The 25,702-nt window shown below is 56.7% G+C and carries 25 protein-coding genes and 1 tRNA gene; 12 read left to right on the forward strand and 14 right to left on the reverse strand.

The genetic code is table 11. The features are described 5' to 3' along the window. Positions 1-10 precede the first annotated feature (10 nt). The 6 genes from JMF94_RS03985 to JMF94_RS04010 all read right to left on the reverse strand — a co-directional run bounded on the left by JMF94_RS03985 (position 11) and on the right by JMF94_RS04010 (position 5,685). Complete coding sequence (locus JMF94_RS03985) at positions 11-982, reverse strand: nine-heme cytochrome c (protein WP_240823881.1); 972 nt, start codon at positions 980-982, stop codon at positions 11-13. A gap of 300 nt (positions 983-1,282) precedes the next feature. Further along, the gene (locus JMF94_RS03990) at positions 1,283-1,972 is read right to left on the reverse strand and encodes a phenylalanine--tRNA ligase beta subunit-related protein (protein WP_240823882.1); all 690 of its coding nucleotides are present in this window, start codon (positions 1,970-1,972) and stop codon (positions 1,283-1,285) included. 61 nt (positions 1,973-2,033) lie between these two features. Continuing rightward, a complete protein-coding gene (gene miaA, locus JMF94_RS03995; RefSeq protein ID WP_240823883.1) occupies positions 2,034-2,978 on the reverse strand; it encodes a tRNA (adenosine(37)-N6)-dimethylallyltransferase MiaA in 945 nt (314 codons plus the stop codon). A gap of 2 nt (positions 2,979-2,980) precedes the next feature. Further along, positions 2,981-3,520 (reverse strand): pantetheine-phosphate adenylyltransferase, encoded by a 540-nt coding sequence (gene coaD, locus JMF94_RS04000; protein WP_022657927.1) that lies wholly within the window; start codon positions 3,518-3,520, stop codon positions 2,981-2,983. After that, the gene (gene rsmD / locus JMF94_RS04005; RefSeq protein ID WP_240823884.1) at positions 3,517-4,068 is read right to left on the reverse strand and encodes a 16S rRNA (guanine(966)-N(2))-methyltransferase RsmD; all 552 of its coding nucleotides are present in this window, start codon (positions 4,066-4,068) and stop codon (positions 3,517-3,519) included. The genes coaD and rsmD overlap by 4 nt, the downstream gene beginning before the upstream one ends. A 6-nt stretch (positions 4,069-4,074) precedes the next feature. After that, positions 4,075-5,685 (reverse strand): MBL fold metallo-hydrolase, encoded by a 1,611-nt coding sequence (locus JMF94_RS04010; RefSeq protein WP_240823885.1) that lies wholly within the window; start codon positions 5,683-5,685, stop codon positions 4,075-4,077. 252 nt (positions 5,686-5,937) lie between these two features. Here JMF94_RS04010 and JMF94_RS04015 point away from each other — a divergent pair, with 252 nt between their 5' ends. From JMF94_RS04015 to JMF94_RS04035, 5 genes are all read left to right on the forward strand, one after another. Beyond that, the gene (locus JMF94_RS04015; protein WP_240823886.1) at positions 5,938-6,603 is read left to right on the forward strand and encodes a TIGR00730 family Rossman fold protein; all 666 of its coding nucleotides are present in this window, start codon (positions 5,938-5,940) and stop codon (positions 6,601-6,603) included. Between the two features lie 7 nt (positions 6,604-6,610). Further along, positions 6,611-7,132: a tRNA adenosine(34) deaminase TadA gene (tadA, locus tag JMF94_RS04020; protein ID WP_240823887.1), complete on the forward strand. Its 522-nt coding sequence runs from the start codon at positions 6,611-6,613 to the stop codon at positions 7,130-7,132. A 72-nt stretch (positions 7,133-7,204) separates the two neighbouring features. After that, positions 7,205-8,749 (forward strand): fused MFS/spermidine synthase, encoded by a 1,545-nt coding sequence (locus JMF94_RS04025; RefSeq protein ID WP_240823888.1) that lies wholly within the window; start codon positions 7,205-7,207, stop codon positions 8,747-8,749. 73 nt (positions 8,750-8,822) lie between these two features. Next, positions 8,823-9,053 carry a hypothetical protein gene (locus JMF94_RS04030; protein WP_240823889.1) on the forward strand — a complete coding sequence of 77 codons (231 nt, stop codon included), beginning with the start codon at positions 8,823-8,825 and terminating at the stop codon, positions 9,051-9,053. A 117-nt stretch (positions 9,054-9,170) separates the two neighbouring features. Beyond that, on the forward strand, positions 9,171-9,452 hold the full coding sequence (locus tag JMF94_RS04035) for a hypothetical protein (RefSeq protein WP_027180673.1): 282 nt from the start codon (positions 9,171-9,173) through the stop codon (positions 9,450-9,452). A 415-nt stretch (positions 9,453-9,867) separates the two neighbouring features. On the opposite strand, the gene JMF94_RS04040 is transcribed toward JMF94_RS04035, so the two are convergent. Then, a complete protein-coding gene (locus JMF94_RS04040; RefSeq protein WP_240823890.1) occupies positions 9,868-10,185 on the reverse strand; it encodes a hypothetical protein in 318 nt (105 codons plus the stop codon). Between the two features lie 94 nt (positions 10,186-10,279). Here JMF94_RS04040 and JMF94_RS04045 point away from each other — a divergent pair, with 94 nt between their 5' ends. After that, entirely contained in the window at positions 10,280-10,546 is a 267-nt protein-coding gene (locus JMF94_RS04045; RefSeq protein WP_192112410.1) for an RNA-binding protein, read from the forward strand. Positions 10,547-10,701: 155 nt separating this feature from the next. Here JMF94_RS04045 and JMF94_RS04050 read toward each other — a convergent pair whose 3' ends face one another. The 5 genes from JMF94_RS04050 to kdpA are packed head-to-tail and all read right to left on the reverse strand — an operon-like array spanning position 10,702 to position 18,873. Further along, a complete protein-coding gene (locus JMF94_RS04050) occupies positions 10,702-11,457 on the reverse strand; it encodes a response regulator transcription factor (RefSeq protein ID WP_240823891.1) in 756 nt (251 codons plus the stop codon). A 14-nt stretch (positions 11,458-11,471) separates the two neighbouring features. Then, complete coding sequence (locus JMF94_RS04055) at positions 11,472-14,291, reverse strand: sensor histidine kinase KdpD (RefSeq protein ID WP_240823892.1); 2,820 nt, start codon at positions 14,289-14,291, stop codon at positions 11,472-11,474. A gap of 32 nt (positions 14,292-14,323) precedes the next feature. Next, a complete protein-coding gene (locus tag JMF94_RS04060) occupies positions 14,324-14,959 on the reverse strand; it encodes a potassium-transporting ATPase subunit C (protein WP_240823893.1) in 636 nt (211 codons plus the stop codon). A gap of 11 nt (positions 14,960-14,970) precedes the next feature. Further along, entirely contained in the window at positions 14,971-17,049 is a 2,079-nt protein-coding gene (gene kdpB, locus JMF94_RS04065) for a potassium-transporting ATPase subunit KdpB (protein ID WP_240823894.1), read from the reverse strand. Positions 17,050-17,079: 30 nt separating this feature from the next. After that, positions 17,080-18,873: a potassium-transporting ATPase subunit KdpA gene (gene kdpA, locus JMF94_RS04070; RefSeq protein WP_240823895.1), complete on the reverse strand. Its 1,794-nt coding sequence runs from the start codon at positions 18,871-18,873 to the stop codon at positions 17,080-17,082. A gap of 168 nt (positions 18,874-19,041) precedes the next feature. Between kdpA and JMF94_RS04075 the strand changes: the two genes are divergently transcribed. The 3 genes from JMF94_RS04075 (at position 19,042) to arsB (ending at position 21,079) form a co-directional block, all read left to right on the forward strand. Continuing rightward, a complete protein-coding gene (locus tag JMF94_RS04075; protein ID WP_240823896.1) occupies positions 19,042-19,431 on the forward strand; it encodes a metalloregulator ArsR/SmtB family transcription factor in 390 nt (129 codons plus the stop codon). A gap of 103 nt (positions 19,432-19,534) precedes the next feature. Further along, positions 19,535-20,008, forward strand: coding sequence for an arsenate reductase ArsC (locus JMF94_RS04080; RefSeq protein WP_240823897.1), 474 nt, complete (start codon positions 19,535-19,537; stop codon positions 20,006-20,008). 12 nt (positions 20,009-20,020) lie between these two features. Further along, positions 20,021-21,079 (forward strand): ACR3 family arsenite efflux transporter, encoded by a 1,059-nt coding sequence (gene arsB, locus JMF94_RS04085; protein WP_240823898.1) that lies wholly within the window; start codon positions 20,021-20,023, stop codon positions 21,077-21,079. A 104-nt stretch (positions 21,080-21,183) separates the two neighbouring features. On the opposite strand, the gene JMF94_RS15125 is transcribed toward arsB, so the two are convergent. Then, complete coding sequence (locus tag JMF94_RS15125) at positions 21,184-21,615, reverse strand: energy transducer TonB (RefSeq protein WP_346770006.1); 432 nt, start codon at positions 21,613-21,615, stop codon at positions 21,184-21,186. A 400-nt stretch (positions 21,616-22,015) separates the two neighbouring features. Between JMF94_RS15125 and JMF94_RS04095 the strand changes: the two genes are divergently transcribed. The 3 genes from JMF94_RS04095 (at position 22,016) to JMF94_RS04105 (ending at position 25,525) form a co-directional block, all read left to right on the forward strand. Further along, entirely contained in the window at positions 22,016-23,257 is a 1,242-nt protein-coding gene (locus JMF94_RS04095) for an FAD-dependent oxidoreductase (RefSeq protein ID WP_240823899.1), read from the forward strand. A 14-nt stretch (positions 23,258-23,271) separates the two neighbouring features. Further along, positions 23,272-23,937 carry a DUF1641 domain-containing protein gene (locus JMF94_RS04100; protein WP_240823900.1) on the forward strand — a complete coding sequence of 222 codons (666 nt, stop codon included), beginning with the start codon at positions 23,272-23,274 and terminating at the stop codon, positions 23,935-23,937. 244 nt (positions 23,938-24,181) lie between these two features. Further along, the gene (locus JMF94_RS04105) at positions 24,182-25,525 is read left to right on the forward strand and encodes a hypothetical protein (protein ID WP_240823901.1); all 1,344 of its coding nucleotides are present in this window, start codon (positions 24,182-24,184) and stop codon (positions 25,523-25,525) included. 55 nt (positions 25,526-25,580) lie between these two features. Here JMF94_RS04105 and JMF94_RS04110 read toward each other — a convergent pair. Then, a tRNA-Ile gene (locus JMF94_RS04110) sits at positions 25,581-25,656 on the reverse strand. Positions 25,657-25,702 lie beyond the last annotated feature (46 nt).

The raw sequence follows: 25,702 nt of genomic DNA on the forward strand, positions 1-25,702 counted from the left end.
GTTAGGCGCCCTACGGGCGGGCCTTATGACAAGTGGTGCAGTCGGTGTTCTTAGGACGACCCACGTTCATACCCTGGTGGCAACCCATGCACTGGAGGTGATAGGCAGCCTTGAGGCTGGGACGGTTGGGATTGGCGGGGTCGATTTCCTTGGTGTGACAACTGCCGCACTTGGGAGGCGTAGCCGAAAGCGGGCTTCTGTGGTGGCACGTGGCGCACAGAGTCTCGGGCTTGTTGTGGAAAGCTTCGGCCAGCTTGTCGCCCTTGATGCGTTCCATAAGGGAGGCCACATGGCGGCGGTGCGTGAAGTTGCTGGGCTCGTACTTGTCGGCCAGCGCATCAATGCTCACCTTGTAGGGGCCCTGCATGGCGGTAAGGGGCTGCACGGTCTTGTGATTCAGCACTGTTTCAGCGGCCAGGGCTTCGTTCTGGTCCGGGGGCAGCTTGCCCTTGATGCCCTGCTGCATCTGCTCCGGCGTCATGGAAGACGTAACATTGTGGCAGGTGGCGCACCATGCCTGGTCGCGCTTGGGCGTCACGATGGCGTGGCAGCCCGCGCATTCGCGCCGTTCTTTGGTTTGCTGTTCATGACAGCTCACGCAGCTCACAGGGGTGTTGCCCTTGGCGCGTTTGGCGATATTGGTGGCATGCATGGCGCGGTCAAGCGTCACGAAATTGCCTTCCGCCTTGCCTTCCGTAGTGTGGCAGGTGCTACAGGCCACAGGATCGCCGGTGTGGTGGCATGTTTCGCAGTTGGCAATCTTTTTCTCGTGAGCGAGGTGATTGAAAACCGCAGGTTTCATGGCCGCGCCCTTGGGATTGGGCTTGGCGCTTACCGGAAACATGACAATGGCCGACGGCGCGCCGCTGTCTGTCGGCTCCAAAGCTGCGGCCGTGGCCGATCCAGCTCCGAGCGCCGTCAGACACGCCGCGCCCGCCAGGGCCAGAGCCGCCAGCAAAAGCAGTGATGTGCCGTTCCTCATGTGCTTGTCCTTTTGCAATCAGACATTACCCCAACGCCCGCCGCATACATTGCAGCGGGTTCCTCCGTACCCCCGATCCCTACGGGGGTGAACACGCAGATATTGCAACGGTATCCCAGCCTGCAAGACACGTCAAGGAGGGGCCGTTGTTGTAATTGCTTCTTATGCCTTGGGAACAGGGAGCTTGGGATATTTTTCGCTAAAAAGAGCGCTTTACTGATTGTTCACGCAACCTACGGGAAACACAGATTCTTTGCGAAAAAACATTCGTATCGTGTGATGTGGGTCGAGCAAGGGCGTTCAGCAGAGCACGGAAGAGGCGAACATCTGTGCGCCCGCGAATACTTCAAGATGTTTCTGCGCGATGTTCAGCGCATCAGAGACGTGTCCGGCCCCGGAAAAGCCATAAATAACTGTGAGCAGACGCCGGGGCGAAGATGTGTCCGGCCCGTCCTCGGCAATCATGGCCCGGCGGGAATCGCTGCAAGGGCAGCCGAACGCGCCCTGATCATCTGCCAGAAGAGGCATGCGGTAGAGGTCGAGCTCGTCCTTGCCAATGCCCGCATAGGCTTCGCCTTCTCGCCCCGCGCGCAACACAATATTGCCGCTCAGGCGGGCAAGATCGTAGGTGCCAAGCGAAAAGCCCGTTTCAAGCGAAACCAGATTGTTGGCATCCACTGCGGAGTTTATGCGGTACAGATCCTTGCCCTGCCGCACGCGGCGGTAGAGGGCCTCGGAAGAAATACGTACCCGGCCCGGATCGCGCCCAAAAGCCTTGAAGGCCTGACGCGAGGGGCCTATCTGCGGCATGTCGGCAAGTTCCGTGTTTTCAAGACGTTGGCGCAAACCGGGCAAAATATTCCGGTTGAAGAATTGCCACAACTGCGGTTCCTCGGTTCGAACAGGAGCAGACCAGAAAACACAGCCGAGGGCGGTATCCGGCCAGATCGAACGTAATTCCGGGGCAATGGAAATTTCGGGCATGAGCATGGCGGCGGGTACTCCCTTTGTAATGGTCTGAAACCGCGATACATTCCAGCAGCTACAATTCTTAGCTGCTGCGCGCCTTCTGCCAGAAGCGGCAGGCGGCCTCCACGACTGCGGCGGGATCGTCCGGGGGCAGCCATTGGGCCTCGGGCCGTGCGCGAAACCACGTAAGCTGGCGCTTGGCGTAGGCCCTCGTGTTGCGCAGCCAGAGGGAGCGGCAGTCCTCAAGAGAAAGGCGGCCCTGCAAGTGCGCCAGCGCTTCGGCGCAGCCAATGCCCGACCAGCCCGGCGCGGCAGGGTCGGCGCAATGGCTCATGGCCGCGCGGGCCTCGTCCAGCGCGCCGCCCGCGAGCATGAGGTCAAGGCGGCGGGCCAGTCGTGGCTCAAGCCATACCAGGGACGCGTCCAGCGTCAGCAGGGGGCCGACGCAGAGCGGCGTACTCATGGAATTACTGTGCCACCACGTAAAGGGACGCCCCGTGCTTTGGCAGACCTCCAGCGCGCGGACGATGCGCTGCCGGTCGTTGGGGTGGATTTTGGCGGCATAGGCGGGGTCGGCTTGCGCCAGTTCGGCATGCAGGGCGGGCGCGCCCTGGGCGTCCACGCGGGCGGTGATCGCAGCGGTGAGTTGCGGGTCAACGGGCGGAATTTCCGCCATGCCCCGCAGCAAAGCCTGAAAGTATAAGCCCGTGCCGCCCACCAGCAGAGGCGTTTTGCCACGTGCAAGGATGTCGCGCACCTTGTCCACGGCGGCTTCTGCCCATCGGCCAGCGCTGATCTTGTTCTCAGTGGGCAAGAAACCATACAGGTGGTGCGGGCACGAGGCGCGTTCTTCTGGCGAGGGTTGGGCCGTAATCAAGGGAAAATCGGCATAGACCTGACGCGAATCAGCGTTGACTACCTCGCCGTCAAGGGCAGCAGCCAGGGCAAGCGCCGCTGCCGTTTTGCCCGAGCCGGTAGGCCCGGCCAGGCAGATAACCGGCAGCGGCGCAGAAGTCGTTTCAGGCATGATCACTTGACGCGGAAGCCGCCAAAAGGCGGTGCAAGGCAGGGCGTACCCTGACGCACTTCACCCTTGTGGTACTTATCCATCAGGGCCGTGCGCACGTTTTCAGGCACGAGGCCCTTGATGTCCGCGCCATGGCTGGCCGCAGCCTTGACTATGGTTGAGCTGATGAACAGCCACTGGTAGTCGGTCATCAAAAAGACCGTCTGGATGTGGCGTTGCAGGCGGCGGTTCATGAGCGCCAACTGGAATTCGTACTCAAAGTCCGAGGCCGCGCGCAGCCCACGCAGCAGGGCGCAGGCCCCGCGTTGGGCCGCGTATTCCACAGTGAGGCCGGAGAAAGGCTCCACCACGGCGCGCGGTTCATCCTTGAGCGCCTCCCGGGCCATTTCCACCCGCTCTTCATGGCTGAACAGGGGGAATTTGGGCGTATTGTCCGCCACGGCCACAACAATTTGGTCAAAGACTTCGCAGCCGCGCCGGATAAGGCTCAGGTGCCCGTTGGTCAGCGGATCGAAAGTGCCGGGGTAGAGTGCTATTCTCATGGCAGTGTCCAGATGCATATGCGTGTCTGACCGAAGAGGCGTTCGGCCTCAAGAGTCCATTCTGCGGGCAGGTTTACCCGTGCGTCTTTTTCAATTTCAGCCGTTACAAAAGCCCCCGGTGCAAGCCAGCGGCGAGTAGCCAGCAGCTTGAGGGCCGGGTTGGCAAGATTTTTGCGGTAGGGCGGATCCATAAAAATAAGCGAATACGGTTCCGCAGGGGGAGTTTTGAGCACACGTAGCACATCATCGCTCACAATGCGGGCCTCATTTTCCACCCCCAGGGCGGCGATGTTGTCCTTGAGGCAGCGCACGGCCTGGGGGGCCATTTCCACCATCAGGGCGTGTTCTGCGCCCCGGCTGATGGCTTCAAAGGTCAGGCTGCCGCTGCCCGCAAAGAGGTCTAGCACCCGCGCGCTGTACCAGTCCATGCCGCGCGCGGCGAGCATGGAAAAAAGCGCCTCGCGTGTTTTGCCCATGGCGGGGCGGTAGCCCTCGCCTTCAACAGTCTTAAGATTGCGTCCGCCAAGACGCCCCGAAATAATCCGCATGACGGCCTACATGCGCGAGAGCAGGCGGGTGAGGGCGTAATCCATCTTTTCCATGGCCTCCTGCAGCTCGGTTTGTTCCACCCATGGGCGGTTTTCAACATCGGCCATCTTGCCTTTGAACATACCCCACTTGCGTTCCACTTCGTCCGTGAGGAATGTCCAGTTGACGCGGGGATGGGCCTGGGTTTCGTGCTGCACGGTTTCGGTGAGCTGCGGCCCTTCAAGCACCATTTCTTCAAGGTAGGTGGCAATAAGGGGGCGCTTGGCGAATTTTTGTTCAATAAGCCCGGCAAATACGTTCTGGGCCTTTGTTTCACCATGGGTCAGCACCACCTGCGCGCCGTTGCCGGTCAGCGGCTTGAGCCATTCAAGCAGCTGGCTTTGCCCGGCGTGGCCGGAAAATCCGTTGATGGTGAAAATGCGGGCGGCAACATCAATATCTTCGCCAAAGAGCGTGATCTTTTTGGCCTTTTCCACCAGCTTTCGGCCCGGTGTGCCCACGCCCTGATAGCCCACAAAAACAATGCTTGCACCGGGCTTCCAGATATTGTGGCGCAGGTGATGGCGGACGCGGCCCGCGTTGCACATGCCGCTGGCCGAAATGACAATGGCAGGGCCCTTGTAGTCATTGATGGCCTGTGATTCCGCAGCGGAAAGCGTGTAGCGCAGGTTGGGCAGCGAGAATGGATCATCCCCGCCGTTGAGCATTTTGAGCGCTTCATCGTCAAAAAGCTCGCGGTTGCGTTCAAAAACTTCTGTAGCGCGGATGGCCAGGGGGCTGTCCACAAATACGGGCATATCCGCCGGCAGTTTGTTCTGCTTGGCGAGCATGTGCAGGCAGTAGAGCACTTCCTGGGTACGCTCCACGGCAAATGCCGGAATGATTACCTTTTCGCTCTTGCCGTAGCTGTAGGCAATGGCTTCGCCCAGTTCGTCAACGCTGAGGTTTTCGTCCTTGTGGTCACGGTCGCCGTAAGTGGATTCCATGAACACGTAGTCGGCCTTGGGCGGGGTCTCAGGGCTGCGCACAATGAGCGACTGCGGGCGGCCAATGTCGCCCGAAAAGATGAGGCTGGTGGTTTTGCCGTCTTCATCAGCCTCAAGGCGCAAGGAGCCGGAACCAAGAATATGACCAGCGTCATAGTAGATTACGCGGATGCCCGGTGCAGGCTCAAACACCTTGTGGTAATCAACAGTCTGAAAAAGGGTGACCGTTTTTTGGGCATCCTCAACATTGTACAGGGCCGTTGGGGGATTTTTAAGCCCGCGCCGCTGGTATTTGCGCGCTTCCCACAGGGCTTCCATTTCCTGGATGTGGGCGCTGTCCTGCAACATGAGGTCCAGCAGTTCGCTGGTGGCCTTGGTGCAGAAAATGGGACCGGCAAAGCCCTCCTTGACCATCTTGGGCAGCAGGCCGGAGTGGTCGATGTGAGCATGGGTGACAAGAATAAAGTCAATGGCGGTAGGCTGATAAAGTTCAGTTTCGCGGTTGCGGGCTTCAATGGCCTTGTTGCCCTGGTGCATGCCGCAATCAATGCAAAAGCGCTTGCCAGCCGCCTCAACCATATAACATGAACCGGTCACGGTTTGCGCCGCACCCAGAAATTGTACTTTCATTTGTTCCTCCACTGAGGGTTGGCGGCTTGAGAGGCCGCAAGCTCTTTGCTGACCGCGATACAAGGCGGAAAAGACGCAAGGAGACTTTTTTCCATAGCCGCAAGCGCGGCCCAGCGTCAAGCAAGGGGCCAGTCGGTAATGTTCCCGCATTGCCTTTGGCCGAAGGCCCACATATACTGAAAGTTGTCGGCCCATGCGGCGTCTTTTACACGCAGGCCTCCCCCCATACTTCAAGAGGAACAAGGAGCATTCATGCCTGAACTGCAACAGAACATGATTGATGATCTCTCTTCCGTCACCACAGAATCCTGGCGCACCTTCCGCATCATGGCGGAAATGGTGGAGGCGCTTGATACGCTCAACGCGCTCAAGGTCAAATGCATATCCCTTTTTGGTACTGCCCGGTGCAAACCGGATTCGCAGGAATATAAAGATGCTGAAAAAATTTCGCGCCTTCTGGTGGAAGCGGGATTTGGCATCATCAGCGGCGGCGGCCCCGGCATTATGGAAGCCGCCAACAAAGGAGCCTTTAAAGCCAACGGCGTGTCTGTTGGCCTGCACATCCAGTTGCCGCACGAACAGGGTTGCAACCAGTATGTAAAAACACGCTGCAATTTCCGTTACTTTTTCATCCGCAAGTTCATGTTTGTCAAATATGCCATGGCCTACGTGGTCATGCCCGGCGGCATGGGCACCATCGATGAACTCTCAGAGGCTTTTGTGCTGGCCCAGACCGGGCGCACGCGGCCTTTCCCCATCATCTTGTATGATTCAAGCTACTGGAGCGGCCTGCTGGAATGGATGCGCAAGACCATGGCTGCGCGCGGTTTCATCAAGGAAGGCGAAATCGACAAGCTCATTACGGTTTGCGACACGCCCGAAGATGTGGTTGCCCAGCTATGCAGGGTAATTATTTAGCCGCCGCATGAATACGAATAGCTCTGACGTGCGGGCCTTTTCTCCTGCCGGGCCGTTAACGCCGCCCCCGCCGGGTCATACCTGGCAGGGGCTGATGCGGCTGGCTCTGGAAAAGGCCCGCGCCAGCGGCGCTGCAGGCGAGGTGCCCGTGGGGGCGCTGGTGGTGGCTCCGGATGGGCGCATCCTTGCCTGTTGCGGCAATGCGCCCATCAGCGGCAATGATCCCACCGCCCATGCCGAGGTGCTGGCGCTGCGTGCCGCCGGGGCTGCGCTTGGCAACTACAGGCTCAACCAGTGCGTGCTGGTGGTGACGCTTGAACCCTGCGCCATGTGCGCAGCAGCCATAATCCATGCGCGCATTGCAGGGCTTGTGTACGGCGCAGCCGACCCTCTGGCCGGAGCCGTTGTTTCCCGCGCCGAATATTTTGACGCCCAATGCGCCAATCACCGGGTATGGCACATGGGCGGCGTGCTTTCTGAGGAATGCGCCGTATTGCTGCATGATTTTTTTGACCAGCGGCGGGACTAGGCTGGCATGTCGAAATAAAGCAGCGGCGGGTTCTGAATTTTGATCCGCCGCACAACCTGCCACAGGAGCAGTATGCTCGAACTGACAGTATTTATGAGCGGCGCGCTGGTAATGGTGCTTGAAATGGTCGGCGCGCGGGTGTTGGCCCCGCATGTGGGAACCTCCGCCGTTGTGTGGACAAGCCTTATTGGCGTGGTACTGGCCTGCCTTGCCCTGGGCGCATGGGCGGGGGGGCGGCTGGCCGACAAAACCCTTTCCCGGCGAGGGTTGGGCCTGGCCCTGGCAGGGGCTGGCATTGGGAGCGGTCTGACGGCCTTGTGCCATGAGGTCATAGGCCAATGGGTAACGGCAGCCGTGGGCAACCTGTATGCGGCGGCGGTTCTGGCTGCGGTGTGCATTTTTGCTCTGCCCGCATTTTTTTTCGGCATGGTGACGCCCTATGCCATACGCCTGCGCATCGAGAGTGTGGATTCCTCAGGGGCCACCGTGGGCAGGCTGTACGCCCTTTCCACTGCGGGCAGTATTGTGGGAACCTTTCTGGGCGGCTTTATCCTCATCTCCTTTTTGGGCAGCACAAGTATTTTATGGGGTGTGGCTGCGGCCATGCTGGGCCTTTCGCTGTGCAACGGCGGGGGGCACATGCGTTTGCGCCTTGTGCTGCTGGCTGTTTGCGGGCTTATGGCTGTGGTGGCGGCAAGTTATGGCCGCTGGCAGGATGGCAGGGCCATGAGCCATCTTGTGGAAAGCCCCTATAACAGCATTCGCATTTTTGAAGGGGTAGACTGGGCGCAGAACGGCAGGCCCGTACGCCTTATGGCTACTGATCCCGGTTACAGCCAGTCGGGCATGTATCTGGACGCCCCTAATGAACTGTATTTTCGGTACACCCAGTTTTACGCGTTGGGGCCGCATTTTACGCCCCATGCGAACCGGGTGCTCATGCTGGGCGGCGGCGGGTATTCTGTTCCCAAATGGCTGCTTGCAGATAATTCCCCTCTGGCAAAGCCCGAGGCCGCGCGCGTGACCGTGGTGGAACTTGATCCGGCCATGACGGAAACAGCCCGGCGCTGGTTTTCTCTGCGTGATGATCCCCGTCTGAGTGTGCGGCACGAGGACGCCAGGGCTTTTCTGAACCGTCAGCGTGATCAGTACGACTTGGTGTTTGTGGATGTTTTCAACTCGCACTATGCCGTGCCTTTCCAGATGGGAACACGCGAGGCAGCCGCTGGCTTGCGGCGAGCTGTGGCTCCTGGCGGAGTTGTGCTCATGAACGTGATTTCCGCTGTGGAAGGGCCGGATGCCCGCCTGTTTCAGGGGATTTTCAACGCATTGCGCCAGTCTTTTGCCGAGGTGCAGGTGTACTGCGCTGGCGGCGAAGCACCCGACAAGCTGCAAAACCTTATGGTTGCCGCTTTTCCCGAGCAGCGGCCAGGCACCCCGACGGGCGCGCTGCCATCCCTGGCGGCAGCAGACACAGAAAATGCCCATTCAGGGGGCTTGCGCCTTGCCGACATGCTGGCAAGCAGGTACACGGGTGCAGCCCTCTTTGCCACCCCCGCGCTTACGGATGATTTTGCCCCGGTGGAACGTTACACGCTGGTTTTGTTGCGTCAGTAGGCGCACAGGCGACAGTGCTTGCAGATGGCAGAGGAAAAAGCTAAGCTGAAGCTCTAACGTGAGGGAGGCGCATATGGACAATAGTGTTGTCAAACCCGTCAATCCCAATGACCTTGTGCTGGATATCGTTGGAAGAAAATATGTGAGCGGCAGTTCTCTGACCACGGCGGAAGAACTGATGGCTCTTTCTGCCTCTGCTGGCGAGATGGCCAAAAATTATGGCCCAGGCCCCGCTGAAATGGTGTTGAAGAAGCCGGAACTGCCGGAAAGCGTCAAGGGGATTCTGGTCGAACACGCAGGGTAAGTTTTTTGCCAAAAGCGCTACTGCCCGCCGATGCTGGATGGCCGCAAGGCCCGGAAGGTAAGGCTTGGCCCTTGCTTGCTGTTACTACGTTACTAATGCCTACTTGGGGGGCTTTTTTTGAACGAAACAATTGATGATCTCACAGTGCAGTTTGAGGAAAACGGTCAGGTTATCGTTAACGAACTGGACAAAGTTGTGCTGAGCAAGGGCGCATGGACCACCATCCTTTTTCGCTATCAGCAGTGGCAGCCGGAAAAAGACTGTTTTGGCCCGGACATGTATGTTATCCGTCGCTACAAAAAGGCGGGGGGCGAATACCGCCAGCAGTCCAAATTCAATATTTCCAGCGCGGATCAGGCCCGCAAGATCGTTGACGCCCTGAGCTCCTGGATCAATTAGACAAAGCCTCGGCGGAGCGGGCAGCTACAGCTTTTGCCAATACGCTCCGCGTTTGACCTGAAAAATGCATACCTCCTGCGCGTGAACCGTTCACTTGCAGCTTGCAGTGTATTTAACCATTGTACATATGGCAAAAGCCGACTCTCTTTGGAGCGTCGGCTTTTTTTGTGGAGCAGGGCTGAGGTTGGCAGTACAAAAGCTCATAAAAAAGCTTTTGTACTGCCATGCGCAGGAAGCGCCCCGGTTTATCAGGGCGCTTCGCGCAGGAGGAGGGAAGGGTATACGCCCATGTGGCAGCATCGGCGTATACGCAGCTGTGGCTGCGGAGGCAATGGTTGCGGCGTAGTTGCGGCCTGTCCGCTACCATTATGTATGTTGAAACATATCGGAGGGGGCGTTAGCTTTGCGTTAAGGATTATCGGCAGCCTGCTGTTGCAGACGCATATCGGCTGACGGGCAGGCAATGCACTGCAAAAACTCCCTGCCAAGCTCCGCTGAAAAAATCGGATTGCTGTATGGGTATAGCGGTACCGAATTTTAGCGGGTATTCCTTATCCAAAAAATACAGTATACCCGCATTTCGTGCCAAACAAAATTGAGAAAGCTGAAGTTTGGCAAAAAACACTGCGAACAGGTAGGGAAATGCGGTGTCGCCAGCGGGCAGGCCCAGTTTTTTGCTTGAAAAAAATAATATCTGTTGACATTGAAAATGCCCCAAACTATGTTCGGGCAATCACTGATTGGGTATAGTAAATTTTTTTGCAGAGGCTTTACATGGGTAAGGCTCCAAGCGGAAAGTCTACCTCCCGTAATCTCTGGAGTCCTTAATGGCTACTTCTATCTACGTCGGCAATCTGCCCTGGTCCGCCACTCAGGAAGGCGTTGAATCCCTGTTCAGCCCCTACGGCGAAGTTCTTTCCGTGAAGCTCGTTTCCGACCGCGAAACCGGCCGCGCCCGTGGCTTTGGCTTTGTGGAAATGGAAGACGCCGACGCCATCAACGCCATTGCCGCTCTTGACGGCAAGGAATTTGACGGCCGCGCCCTTCGCATCAACAAGGCTGAGCCCAAAAAGCCCGCCCCCCGTCGCTGGTAGTCGACCAAATTCGTTTGATATGGAAGGCCGCGAGAAATCGCGGCCTTCTTTTTGTCTTAAAAGCAGCCGAAGGATGATGGTTTGTTTGCCGGGCTGGTGCGCGCAGCAAAAGGGCGGCTTGGAGTCAATGGTTAAGGAACAACGGCCTGCCTGAGTCAGCCATCAGAACGGCTCATGCGGTAGCCGATGCCCACGTGGGTGCGGATGCAATCACATTGTGGCGAGGCGGCCTCCAGTTTTTTGCGCAAGGTTGCCATAAACACGCGCAATGAAGGAAGCGACTGCGGCAGGGCACTGCCCCACACGGCCTGCAAGATTGTTTTGTGCGTAAGCACCTTGCCCACATTGTTTGCGAGCAGGCACAGCAGTTTGTATTCCATGGGCGCAAGATGCACCTGTTGCCCGGCAACGCTGACGCACCCTGCGGCAAAATCAATACGCAGATCGCCATTCTCAAAGCTGCTTTCGCTGCGGCCCATGTGCCCGCGTTCATACCGAACGCGCCGCAGGGCGGCACGCAGCCGGGCCAGCAATTCATCAACGCTGAAAGGTTTGGTAAGGTAGTCATCCGCGCCTGCGTCCAGCGCGGCTACCTTGTCGTCATCTTCGCTGCGGGCGCTCAGCACAATAATGGGCAGCATGGACCATTGGCGCACCGCCCGGATGATATCCACGCCGTCCATGTCCGGCAGGCCCAGATCAAGCAGTATGACATCGGGATTGGCCCGCGAGGCCTCTGCAAGGGCCTCGCGCCCGGTGGCGGCGGTCAAAAAGGATATGCCGTGGCTCTCAAGCGTGGTTGTCACAAGCGCGCGGATGACCTTGTCATCTTCCACCACAAGAATACGCTCGGGAATTCCGTTGGCGTTCTGGTCTGCCGGAGTGGTCGCTAAGGGCGGATTTTGCGGCATGGATATTCCTTCTGTCAGGCCGGTAGGGTGAAATATTCCATCTCGCGCGGCAAGGCCATGGAAAAAACCGCGCCATGCGGGGTGTTGGAAAATACCTCAATGCTCCCGCCGTGGGCCTGAACAATACTGCGGCAGAGGGCCAGCCCAAGCCCCATGCCTCGGCGGCCATCACCATTTTTTATGGCTGCGGAGTGGAACATGTCAAAAATGCGGTTCTGTTCCGCTTCTGAAATTCCCGGGCCATTGTCGGCAACTTCCAGCCTGACCCACGGCCCGTCAGCCCTTGCCCGTATGCGGATGGCTGTTCCCTCTGGCGTGTGTTTGACGGCATTGTCCAGCAGATTGACCAGTACCTGCACCATGAGCCGGGCGTCAATGCGGGCCATGAGCATGCCTTCAGGCATTTCCGCGCGCAGATCGTGGTGCGCTGCACGGCGGCTGGTGATCTGCACAGCCTCGGCAATGACATCTTCAAGCAGCTCCGGCTCAAGGCGAAGGGTAAAATCCTGTTGCTCAAGCCGGGTGAGGGCCAGCAGGTTTTCCACCATGCCCACAAGGTAGCGGGCTTCCTCTTCAATGGAAGAGGCAATCGCCGCATTGCGCTCTGGCGAGCCGGATCCGCCCTGCCCGGCGAGGATGGCGGCATTGCCGCAGATGCCTGTGAGCGGCGTGCGCAGATCGTGCGATATGGAGCGCAGCACATCGGCGCGCAGTTTTTCCTGCTGCGCGAGCACGGCAATACTGGCGTTGGCCTTCGTGAGTCGTTCCTTTTCCAACGCCAGCGCGCATTCCCCAGCCAGCGCCAGAACAAGGTTTTTGCTGTTGGCATCGGCAAGCGGAGTCGTGCGGCCCGGCAGAACATGCAGCTCGGCCACGGCCAGAACGGCAGATTGGCTGCTGATGGGAATAAAGCTGTGCCGTGATCCAGGCAGGGAATCTGTTCCCGCGCCGGCAGGGCGGTTATTTTTGGCAACCCACTGGGCAACGCCCAGTTCGTCCTTTGGCGTGTCCTTGCTGTGTCCTGATGCAGCGCGTGGGCTGCCATAACCCTGCATTTTGTCAGCCCGGTATGGAAAAACGGGCCGGGCTTCAAGCAGCCCTTGCCGCACTGAATAGAGCGTTGTTTCGCAGTCCAGCAGGGTGCCAAGCTGGCGGGCAGTTTCCAGCAGGATGGCAGGTTCGTCCTTGGCCTTTTGCAGGCGGCGGCTGTTGCCAAGCAGCAGCTCCGTATGCAGCGCTCGCACCGCGCTTTGCCTCGCCTGCATGCGTGCGCGGCCTGTGATGGCGCTGGTGGCGGCGGAAACCAGGAGCATTGCGCAAAAAAGGCCCACATAGTCGGTATCATAAACCGTAAAGCTGAAACGCGGCTCAACAAATAGAAAATCGAAAAGGGCCACCCCGGCCACGGAGGCCGCCACACCGTACCACGGCCCGGTGCTGAGGATGGAAACGCCCAGCACACCCATCATATACAAGCCCGCAATCCCGCCATTGGGCATGCCCAGCGAGAACGTGAGCAGGCCTGCGACGCTGCACACGGCCATGATCGCAGCAGTGGCGCACCACTGCCGCCACGAGCGGGGTGCTGTGCCCCGCAAGGCCTTGAGCGCCGTAAACAAAGGCCCGGCATGTTCGGGTGCTCTGCCCACGGGCACGGCATCGGGGATGATGTAGGTTTCCATCTCCGGCGCAAGTTCGGCAAGGCGCTCCACCAGCGTTTTGCTTTTGCGGAACAGCCATCCGCCCGCCGGGGAGCGCCCCACCACAATCTTGCTTACCCCGCTCACGCGCGCGTATTCCGCTATCTGGGCGGGAACGTCCTCGCCGTGCAGGGTCACGATAACCGCGCCCAGGTCTTCCGCCAGTTTCAGGTTGTCGTGCAGGGTATCGCGGCTTTTGGCGTCACTGCGGCGCGGCACAGTGTTTTGCACAAAAAGGGCGGTGAAATCAGCGCGAAAGGCCTCCACCATACGGGCGGCGGTGCGGATAACCCGCGCATTGCTTGGCGCGCCTGAAAGGCAGATGAGAATGTGCTCCTTGATCTGACGCCCTGTTTCCTGCCCTCCGCCAGCGGAGGATGCCCGCCGGTTGACGCGGTCGGCCATGCGGCGCAGGGCAATTTCCCGCAGGGCGATGAGATTGGCGGGCAGAAAAAAGTGTCCCAGCGCCCGTTGCGCCTGCGCCTCGGCGTATATTTTGCCTTCGTGAAGGCGGGATACAAGTTCGTCTGGCTCCAGATCGACCAGTTCCACCTGATCTGCACCGTCAAAAACGCTGTCGGGTATGCGTTCGCGTACCACAACTCCGGTCATGGCGGCTACCACATCGTTGAGGCTTTCCAGATGTTGCACGTTAACCGTGGTCCATACGGATATGCCCGCCTGGAGCAGCTCCTCCACATCCTGAAAGCGCTTGCGGTTACGGCAGCCCTGCGCATTGGAGTGGGCCAGCTCGTCCACAAGGGCGATTTCCGGCTTGCGGGCCAGCACGGCATCCACATCCAGTTCGTTGAGCGTGATGCCCCTGTGTTCTATCCGCAGGGGCGGCAAGGCCTCCAGACCCGGCAGCAGGGCCGCTGTTTCCGGCCTTGGGTGCGGTTCCACATAGCCCACAACAATGCTGTGCCCCTGCTCCTGAGCGGCGTGGGCCGCCCGCAGCATGGAATATGTTTTGCCCACGCCCGCCGCATAGCCGAAAAATATCTTGAGCAAGCCTATGGGCGATGGGCGTGACGGCGCGCCCGCCTCGCCAGCGAGGGGTTTGCCGCCCGGAGCTGTCTGTTGCAACTGGGCAAGCAGGGCATCGGGGGATGGACGTTTATAGCTGTCTGTCATGGTTGTTCTCAGGTTCGTATGCCGTGCGGCATTCAGCGGGGAGCGGCGGTTGATGTCCCTGAAACACCGCGCCCGTTGGGCAGCAGGCCTTCCAGCGCCAGATTGACTTCAAGCACGTTGACCCGCGCCTCGCCCAGCAGACCTAAAGTGCGGCCTTGCGTATACATGGCGATGGTGCGGCGCACTTCCGCAGCCGTAAAACCTGTGGCGCGGGCCAGCCGCTCCACCTGAAATTCTGCGGCGGCTGGCGAAATATGCGGATCAAGCCCGCTGCCTGATTCCGTAAGCATATCCACAGGAATGGGCTGGCCGGATTTTTCCGGATGCGCCAGCCGGATGCGTGCCGCGCGCTCCTGCAACGTTGTAGCGTATGCCGCAGTGGCAGGGCTTTTGTTGCTTGGACCGGCGTAGAGCAGGGGCTTGCCGTTGTCGGTATAAGTGGCGGTGTCTGCACTCACGGGGCGGCCCCACAAATGGTTGGCGGCTGTGAATGGCTGCCCCATCAATGTGCTGTACTGCCTGCCCTTGACGGTAATGATACTGCCTTCGGCCTGAAAGGGAAACAGCGCCTTGCCCGCAAGGGTGAGCGCGCCTGTATAGGCGCAGGTGAGGGCCGTCATGATGCACAGAAAAATCAGAGAGCGGCGCAGCAATGCTGTGATGGACATGATGCTTCTCCTCAGGCCAGCCCAAGGCCGACCAGGCAGAGGTCAATAAGTTTGATGGCGGCAAAGGGGGCCGCAAGGCCGCCGAGGCCGTAAATAAAGAGGTTGCGGCGCAACAGCAGCTCCGAACTTTCCTCCCTGTAGGGCACGCCGCGCAGGGCCAGCGGAATGAGGGCCACAATGATGAGGGCATTGTATATGGTGGCCGCCAGTATGGCGCTTTGCGGGCTGTGCAGGCCCATGATGTTGAGAGCGGCAAGGCCGGGGTACAGGCCCATGAACAGGGCCGGAATGATGGCAAAGTATTTTGCCGCGTCGTTGGCAAGGGAAAAGGTGGTGAGGCTGCCGCGCGTCATGAGCAGCTGCTTGCCGATGCGCACGATATCCAGCAACTTGGTAGGCGAGGAATCCAGATCAACCATGTTGCCCGCTTCCTTGGCGGCCTGCGTGCCCGTATTCATGGCAACCGCCACATCCGCCTGCGCCAGAGCCGGGGCGTCGTTGGTGCCGTCGCCCGTCATGGCGACCAGATGTCCCTTGGCCTGATAGTCCCTGATCAGGTTCAGCTTGGTCTCCGGCGTGGCCTCGGCCAGAAAGTCATCCACCCCGGCCTCGGCGGCAATGGCGGCGGCAGTGAGCGGATTGTCGCCCGTGATCATGACGGTCTTGATGCCCATGCGCCGCAGCTCTCCGAATTTTTCGCGCACGCCGTCCTTGATGACATCCTTGAGGTGGATCACGCCAAGCACTGCGGCATCGCGGGCAACAACAAGAGGCGTGCCGCCCTGACGGGCAATGCTTTGCACCGCTTCATCGCACTGGGTGCTCAAACGCCCGCCAAGCTGCTCCGCAAAAGCGCGCACGGCATCCGCCGCGCCTTTACGTATGGAGGAACCCCGCGCATCAACGCCGCTCATGCGGGTGTGGGCGGAAAATGGAACAAACGTTGTGTCTGCCTCAGGATGCGTTGCGCCCTCCTGCGGAAACAGGCTGTTTGCCAGTTGTACGATGCTGCGGCCCTCGGGAGTTTCGTCCGCAAGCGAGGCAAGGCAGGCGGCTTCCGCCAGCTCCAGCTCGGTGCGCCCGTCCACAGGTATAAAACTGACGGCCAGCCGATTGCCAAGAGTTATGGTGCCTGTCTTGTCGAGCAGAAGCACGTCCACATCGCCAGCCGCCTCAATGGCGCGCCCACTCATGGCAAGCACGTTGGCCTGATTGAGGCGGCTCATGCCCGCAATACCTATGGATGAAAGCAGCGCGCCAATGGTGGTGGGGGCCAGACAGACAAAGAGCGCCACCAGCGAGGTGACATCTGCCGGGTTTGCCGCATGATTCTGATCTGCCGCAAATCGGGCAAAACACCACAACGTACCCGTGACCAGCAGAAAGATGACCGTAAGCGCCACCAGCAGGATGTTCAGGGCGATCTCGTTGGGTGTTTTCTGGCGGGCTGCGCCTTCGACCATGGCGATCATTTTGTCCAGAAAGCTGCGGCCAACCTCGCTGGTAACGCGCAGCACCAGCCAGTCGGAAAGTACGGTTGTGCCGCCGGTAACGGCGCTACGGTCGCCGCCGCTCTCCCGTATGACCGGGGCGGATTCGCCCGTGATGGCGCTTTCGTCCACAGAGGCTGCCCCTTCGGTCACATCGCCGTCAGCGGGGATCATCTCACCTGCCAGCACAAGCACGTAGTCGCCGGGTTTCAGCTCGGTGGACGAAGTCATCACAAAGGCTTCGTGCTGCGCGGGGTCCGGCAGCTTGCGGGCGTCAACACTCTTGCGCGATTTGCGCAGGCTGTCGGCCTGGGCCTTGCCCCGGCCTTCGGCGAGGGCTTCCGCAAAGTTGGCAAAGAGCACCGTAAACCAGAGTATGGCGGCGATTGCGCAGGCAAAGGCGCTCTGGCCTGCGGCGGCGGGAATGAATCCCCACGTCCCTGCCAGCGCAAGGGCCGTGGTCATGATGGCGGAAAGATATACGGTGAACATGACAAAATTGCGCGCCTGAATGTGCGGAGCCAGCTTGATGAACGAATCGCCAAGGGCCCGCTGGAGCATCCGGCTGTTGCGCGGGGCATGTGCAGTTTTGGCTGACATGGCTGTATCCTTTATTGTTGAGCGCGCTGATTAACGCGCCATTTGCAAATGTTCGGCAACGGGGCCAAGAGCCAGAGCTGGGAAGAAGCTCAGCGCGCCCACCAGCAGCACCACAAATATGAGCAGAAAAACAAACATGCCGTTGCTGGTCGAGAGCGTGCCGGAGCTTGCGGCCACAGTCTTTTTGCCAGCCATGCTGGATGCGGCGGCAAGGATGGCGGCCACGGGCACAAAGCGCCCGGCAAGCATAAGTGCGCTCAGCAGCACGTTCAGAAAAGGCGTGTTGGCGTTCAGCCCGGCAAAGGCCGAGCCGTTGTTGGCCCCGGCGGAGGTGGCGGCATAGAGCAGTTCGCTGAAGCCGTGGGGCAGGGCGTTGTTCAGGCTGTCCACAACCTGAGGAACAATGCTCATCAGACCATCTCCGATCAGGATGACGACCGGCGTGGTCAGGCAGACCACAACGGCCATTTTCATTTCAAAAGGTTCCACCTTTTTGCCCAGATATTCTGGGGTGCGGCCCACCATCAGGCCGGCCATGAAAACGGTCAGCAGCACAAAGGCCAGCATGCCGTAGAGACCGCTGCCCACACCGCCAAAGACCACCTCGCCCAACTGCATGAGCACCATGGGAACCAGCCCGCCCAACGGCGAGAAGCTGTCGTGCATGGCATTGACCGAGCCGTTGGAAGCGGCAGTTGTGGCGGCGGCCCAGATGGCGCTGCCTGTTATGCCAAAGCGCGCCTCCTTGCCTTCCATGTTGCCTCCGGCCTGAGCCAGCAGGCCGCTGCGGGCCGCAAGGTCTGTCTGCCCGGTCTGGGCCAGTTGCGGGGTGGCGCTCTGCTCGGCCCAGACGGTGAAGCCAATGGCGGCGGTCAGCAGCAGGGTCATGGCGATAAATATGACTACGCCCTGGCGCATGTCCCTGATCTGTCTGCCAAAGGTGAAGCACAGCCCGGCGGGAATGAGCAGCAGGGCCAGCATTTCCAGCATATTTGCAAGGGGTGTGGGGTTTTCGTGCGGGTGGGCGGAATTGACGCCGTTGTAGCCGCCGCCATTGGTGCCAAGCTGCTTGGGCGCAACCTGCGAGGCCTGCGGCCCCATGGGAACCATTTGTTCCGTAACGGTCGCCCCATCTTCGGTTGTAAGCGGCTCAAGCAGTGCCACGGTTTTGTAGGGTGAAAAATTCTGCGGCACGCCTTGCCAGATGAGCAGCAGCGAAAGCGCCAGCGAGAGCGGCACAAGGATATACAGGGTGGCGCGGGTGGCGTCTGCCCAGAAGTTGCCGAGACCTGAAACGGCTGGCGTGGCGGAAGTATCAGGCCCGCCGGATGCTTCTGCTTTTTGTGCGCGCAGCCCCCGAATCAAGGCGAACAAAACCGCAAAGCCCACGGCGGCGGAAACAAAGTTCTGCACTGTAAGGCCTGCCATCTGGGCCAGATAGCTCATGGCGTTTTCGCCCGAGTATGCCTGCCAGTTGGTATTGGTGACAAAACTCACCGCTGTGTTCAGGGCCAGATCCCAACTTGTATCAGATATGCCCTGCGGATTCAGGGGCAGGTTGCCCTGCGCCATGAGCAGCAGCATAAGAACCGCAATACTTACACTGCTGAAAGCCAGCACGCAGCCAAGGTAGCGCTTCCAGCCCATCTGCTCCGCCGGGTTGATGCCCATGACGCGGTACAGGCCGCGCTCGCAAGGGGCCAGAACTTTTTGCAGCCAGAACGGTTCGCCGTCCATGACCTTGCCCATGTAAATGCCCAGCGGCCACGCCAGCAATGCGAGCAATATGATGTACAGCAGGCATTGCCCAACCATGTTTTCCATAACGTCCTCCTGTGGGGATTGAACCTTGCCCACGGGAACACGGTATGAAAAAGCGCATAAAATGGGTGTTAAACTTGGGGCGGGAGTATAAAATTTGTATTAAGGCCGATGGTTGTTTTCGTTGTCAGCATGCTTGACATTGTTCAATTGGTGTTGAATGGTTGTCCAATGGAAACAAAAAAAGCTACCCAGGTGTTTGAAGCCCTTACGTCCGAGGCGCGCCTCTGCATTTTTCGTCTGCTGGTCAAGTATGCCCCTGACGGTCTGGTGGCGGGGGAGCTTTCCCGCCTGGCGGATATCCCCAAGACCAACCTTTCTTTTCATCTGAAAACCCTTGTTCACTGCGGGCTTGCCAGCGTGGAGCGCGAGGGGCGCAACACGCGCTACCGGGCAAACATCCCCTTGATGCTTGAAACAATATCCTATCTGACCGCCGAGTGCTGCTCTGGTCATCCCGAGCAGTGCAGGACGTATCGCCGCGAGAGTTGTGTGGATGCGGTGTTTCTGCCCGACTGTTGCGGGGACAATGCCTCTGATCCAGAGGGCAGCTTTGAGTGACCCTGGAAAATGTGCCCCTAAATGAGGGGGCGGGATGAATACAACCCCAATGCTGCGGGCGACGTTTTGAACCTCTTCTTTGAATCCCATCCCCGAGGTAGCCATGAACATCCTCTTTTTATGCACGGGCAATTCCTGCCGTTCGATTATTGCCGAGGCTCTTTTCCGGTCTATGGCTCCGGTTGGGGTTACAGCGCAGAGCGCGGGCAGCAAGCCTGCGGGCTATGTGCACCGCCGCGCTCTTGAGGCTTTGACCGAGGCCGGAATTTCTGCCCAAGGCCTTGCAAGCAAGTCATGGGATGATTTGCCGGAAAAGCCCTCGGTGGTCATAACCCTGTGCGCCGATGCGGCGGGTGAAGCCTGCCCGGTGTATTTTGGATTTGTAGTGCGCAGCCACTGGGGCATGCCCGATCCAGCCAAGGTGCAGGGCGATGAAGCCACAATCAAGGCCGCCTTTGCCGAAACGCTGGAGGTTCTGCGCAGGCGCGTAACAGCCCTGGCGCAGAAGATGGAGGCCAACCCAGCAATGGATGCAGACACCTTGCAGAGCACTCTTGACGGCATAGCCGCGCACTAAGGGACAGAAATTATGAGTCAGTCAACTTTGCAGCGACTTTCATTTCTCGACAGGTTCCTGACACTGTGGATTTTTCTCGCCATGTTTGCTGGCGTGGGGCTTGGTTGGGCTGCGCCGGGTGTAAAGAACGTCATCAACTTTTTTCAGGTAGGCACCACCAACATTCCCATTGCCATCGGTCTTATCCTGATGATGTATCCGCCGCTGGCGAAAGTGAAATACGAGCAGCTTGGCCGGGTGTTTCGCGATAAAAAGGTTTTGCTGCTTTCGCTGGTGCAAAACTGGGTGATCGGCCCGATTCTTATGTTCTTGCTGGCGATAGCCTTTCTTTCCGGCAACAACAGCTACATGGTGGGACTCATACTGATCGGCCTGGCCCGGTGCATTGCCATGGTCATCGTGTGGAATGACCTTGCCGGGGGCGACAGGGAATATTGCGCGGGGCTTGTGGCCTTTAACGCCATATTTCAGGTGCTGTTTTTTTCCGTCTACGCCTATGTGTTCATCACCGTGCTGCCCGGCTGGCTTGGTCTTTCGGGCGCGGTGGTAGACGTGAGCATGGGGCAGATTGCCGAAAGCGTGTTTATTTACCTCGGCATCCCCTTTATCGGGGGCGTTGTTTCCCGCTTCTACGGACTCAAGGTCAAGGGGCTGGACTGGTACGAGAATGTTTTTATTCCCCGCATCAGCCCCTGGACGTTGCGGGCGCTGATGTTCACCATTGTTGTGATGTTCTCTCTCAAGGGCGAGTACATTGTGCAGCTGCCCATGGATGTGGTGAAGGTTGCCGTCCCCCTGCTGATTTACTTTCTCATTATGTTCCTGCTTTCATTCTATCTTTCATGGAGGGCAGGGGCCAACTACGAGCAGTCGGCTACGTTGTCGTTTACCGCCGCATCCAACAACTTTGAGCTTGCCATTGCCGTGGCCATCGCCGTTTTCGGCCTCAATTCCGGCGAGGCCTTTGTGGCGGTTATTGGACCCTTGGTGGAAGTTCCGGTGCTCATCGCCCTTGTGAATGTGGCTCTGTATATTCGCCGCAAGTATTTTGTCGGGCGAGAAACGGCCTGATCTGCCTTGCCCGGGAATTTTTGCTGATCTGGCTGTAAACATGCCCGTAATTGAAGAAGGCCGCCCAAAAGGCGGCCTTCTTCGTGTTCAGTAAGTATTGCTAGTCATCGCATGATGCGTTCAGGCAGATTGAAAATAATGGTCAGCCCCTTGGGGAGAGGTTCAGGGGGCGGGAGCCGCACGCCGCTTCTCTGGGTTCGCACGATGGCGTTCTGGGCGGAGTTGTCAAAATACTTGTTTCCAGAGCTTTTTATGAGCTTGTATGCTACAATTTCTCCGTCTGGCGAGACATTCACATCTATTGTGCAAGACATGTGTTCATCCTTTGGTGATGAAAATGCCCAATACTGACGCACAGTCTCCATAAAACTGTGCATGTAATTTTCCATTGGTGACATCTTTCTGGTAGCTATAATAGAAGTTATATCTTTTTGCGTCTGTGATGAGGGTGGAGTTGAATTCCTTGCACAGGACAATATGAGCAGTAGAGTTAACGCAGTAATGAATAATAGTCTGTTGTCATTGTGTGTACGCATTGAGATTTTTCCATAAACCAGGGTTACGAAGATATTATTTACAATAAAACACACACATCGTTCTTTATCAGCCTACGCCTTACTCTTCTTTTTTAATAGCCCTCAACGGCGCCCACGCATGTTGGGAGTTTTATACATCCTCCTAGTTTTCCAGAAAAATAGTCACTGCCACAGGTCGTAGGCAAGTACGCACATGCGCGCAATAAAATACTTAGTTAGTAGGTATTAAATGATATATGTCCATTTTTATTGACATAATTAGTGCAGTTAAAAATTAGCTGTGGTACTAAGCAAATAATACCATCTTACTATGATATCAGCCCGCGATGGCAGTGGCTGCACGTAGTAGGGAAACCTTTTTATGGCACACTGCTATATACTTAAATTTGGGGTTAATTGCATGAAAAAATTGCTTATTCTTGGTGCTGGCGCTGGCGGAACCATGATAGCCACGAAAATGAGAAAGCTCTTGAGTGAAAGAGAATGGGAAATAACGCTGATTGACCGGGATCCCGTCCATCACTACCAGCCAGGCTGGCTTCTTATTCCGTTCGGGGTTGATACGCCGCAGGGTTGCGTTCGTCCCAAAAAGGATTTTATCGCTCGCGGAGTTAATTTCGTGATTGATACGATCACCGCTGTGGATCCTATCCAGCGCAAGGTCGAATGCAAAAACAGCACCCACACCTATGACTGGATTGTTGTTGCCTCTGGCGCGAGAATCGCTCCCGATGAGGTGCCCGGCCTTCTGGACGACTGGGGCGGCAAGATCCACAACTTCTACACCCATGACGGCGCTGCGGCACTTGGCGACAAGCTGAAGCACTTCAAGAAGGGGCGTCTTGTTCTCCACATTTGCGAAACCCCCATCAAGTGCCCTGTTGCGCCTCTGGAATTTGTGTACATGGCCGACTGGTACCTGCAAAAGATGGGCGTGCGCAAAGATGTGGAAATTGAGCTTGTCACGCCGCTTACGGGGGCTTTTACCAAGCCGGTTGCCAACAACATTCTTGGTGCGCTGTGCGAGCAGAAGGGCATCAAGGTTACCACCAACTGGACTGTGGACAGCGTGGAAGCCGACCGCGCCGTGATCGCTTCCGTCACGGGCGATGAAATCCCCTACGACCTGCTGGTGAGCATTCCCCCGAACCTTGGGCAGGAATTCCTCATCGAATCTGAAGTCTCCGACGTGACCGGCTTCATCGATACGGATAAGGAGCTGCTGAAGTCCAAGAAGTTCGAGAACATGTATATCATCGGCGACGCAACAAACGTCCCCGCGTCCAAAGCCGGCTCTGTGGCCCACTTTGAAGCGGACGTGATCGCCCAGAACCTGATGGCCGACATTGAAGGAACCGACAATTATTACAGGTTTGACGGCCACACCAACTGCTTTATCGTCACTGGTTTTGAAAAGGCCTCGCTCATCGACTTCAGCTACGCTGTGGAACCCCTGCCGGGCATGTTCCCGCTGCCTGGTGTTGGCCCCTTTGAGCTGCTGGGCGAAAGCCACATCAACTATTGGGGTAAGCTCATGTTCAAGTGGGTGTATTACAACCTCATGCTGAAAGGCCATGAACTCCCGTTTGAACCCAATATGTATCTTGCAGGGAAAGATACCTCCTTGCTGAGAAGCAAGTAGACCGGAGGGATCATATGACACCTGAAGATAAAATTCTTGAGCGGCTGGAAGCCATCGAAGGCAGGCTCAGCGACCTTCAAGCAAGCAAGGAAAGCAGCAACATGCTGCTGAGCGAGCTGACGCCCATTGGGAACCATGCCTTCCGCCTTATTGTTGAAGAGATGGAAACCCTCAACGGCAGGGTTACGCTTGACGATATTCTGGATCTGGGCCGCAAGGGCCTGCTGACTGTTCCCCGGCTTACGTGGCTGCTCGACCAGCTCGAGAACGCCACCGACCTGTGGAAGATTATGCACCCTGCGTTTGCGCCGACCTTTCCGCATATCATCGAAAAGATGGGCGAGTGGGAAAAGGATGGCGTGTTTGAAAAGATGTCTGCGTTTAAAAACGCCGGCGGCAGCCTGCTTGGCTCCATGAGCCCGGAAGACATTGCCAAAACTGGCGAAGGCCTGGCCTTTTTGATCAGCCAGTTGCAGCGCCTTGCCGACCCCGACCTGCAAGCCAAGATCACGAACCTGATCGGCATGCTGGGCGAGATAGACACGGCCAATGTGAAGCCCACGGGCGTTTTTGGCCTTATTGGGGCGCTTGGCAGCGCGGAAGGCAAACAGACCCTTGGCCTGCTTGCCGAACTGATAAAAGTAGCAGGAAAGTACACGGGCCAGAGCGCGTCCAAATAACCGAGAGGTTATCTGACGGGTTCCCCGAAACTGCCCGTTTATAAAGCAAAAGCCCGCCGAAGTTGCAGAACTTCGGCGGGCTTTTGCGTGAACTGGGGAATTAGTCACGATATTTAAAAATAAGGTGCGTTATACTTCTTATGGTTTGGATGTAGACCGTCGCTTTCAGGCATGATATGCGAAAAAAAGTAGGGAGAAGAAGGTTGTTTGAGTGTTATGGTGTTAAATTTATAAAGGAAATTAAGTGGATGTTTTTAATAATAGAGAAGTGGCAAGCGCGCTATGGATCATAGTTTTCGCTTGTTATGTTTTTTTCGCGAGTAAGTTTAAGGGTGCGAGGAAATCTTTTAAAGATTTAGTATCTGTATTTTTCGTAAGGCAGATAATCTCAATCTTGATATTGATGTCTGCTTATATGACGCTTGTTATATATGTAATGTATGCCGCTGGGTTATGGAATGTTGGTCAGATAAAGAATACATTATACTGGGCTGGTTCCGTTGGCTTAATGTCACTATTTAAACTGGAAACAATTAAAAAAGATAATAACTATTTTAGTCAATTAGCCTTCGGTAGCCTAAAGATATTTGCAATCATTCAGTTTATTGTTGGCATCTATACCTTCCCACTGTGGGTAGAATTGTTAATAGTCCCAGTTTTTGTGCTCATTGGAGGAATGTCTGTCATTGCAGACAAGGTGGGAAGATATAGTCAAGTAAAGAATATTTTTAATTCTATGTTAATAATATTTAGCTTGGCTGTTATTATAAATGCATTTTATATGATTGTATTTAATTGGGATGAGTTTGCAAATGAAAGTACTGTATATGATTTTATTGTGCCTGCTCTGCTAACAATATTTTACATCCCTTTTTTATTTGTATTGAAAATATATATAGTATACGAATCGGCTTTTATAAAGATAAAATTTTTAATAAAAAATAAAAGAGTCAGGTTACTTGCAAAAATATATTCAGTATTTTTTTTTAATTTTCGGACTGCTCAATTTGATCGTTGGATAAAATGCCTTTCTATAGATAAAGTTAATTCACATCGGGAGTTAGTAAAATCGTTTAAACATATAAGCAAGATGAATAGACTTGAGAATAGTGTTTGCGAAGTCCCAATTAGCGAAGGTTGGTCTCCGTATATTGCAAAAGATTTTTTGATAGATGAGGGTTTTGTTACGGGATATTATAGTAAATCATACGGGAATGAGTGGTCAGCATCATCTCCAATGATGAAATTAGGAAATGAGATTCTTCCTGATAATATTGGCTATTATGTAGAAGGCGTAGAAGGTATTGCAAAAAAATTGAAGCTTAGCCTCAATATTAACGACTCGAGCAGGGCTATCCTTTCAAGAAAAAAATTTATGGAAACCGCCGGAGTACTGATTCAAAAAAGCTTGAATATGAGCATTACCGATGCCACAAAACATGCCCTACTTTGTGGAGAATCTCATTGCGAATTCTATGAGAACAAGGCGGTATCCGTTGTTGTAAATTTATGGCCCCGACACAAGTCTGGGGGGCATGATATGAAATTTACTGTTGCAATGATTAACAATGATGAGGCTTGCCCGTAAAACGCAAAGACCGCCGAAGTTGTGCAACTTCGGCGGTCTTTGTCTGAACAGTTCTTGGTGGGCCCACCAGGACTTGAACCTGGGACGGGCCGGTTATGAGCCGGAGGCTCTACCAACTGAGCTATAGGCCCCAAGGAGGGGAAATATAGCTGCAAGGCTGGCTTCGGTCAAGTGCGC

Source organism: Desulfovibrio sp. UIB00, assembly GCF_022508225.1.
Classification (GTDB): domain Bacteria; phylum Desulfobacterota; class Desulfovibrionia; order Desulfovibrionales; family Desulfovibrionaceae; genus Desulfovibrio.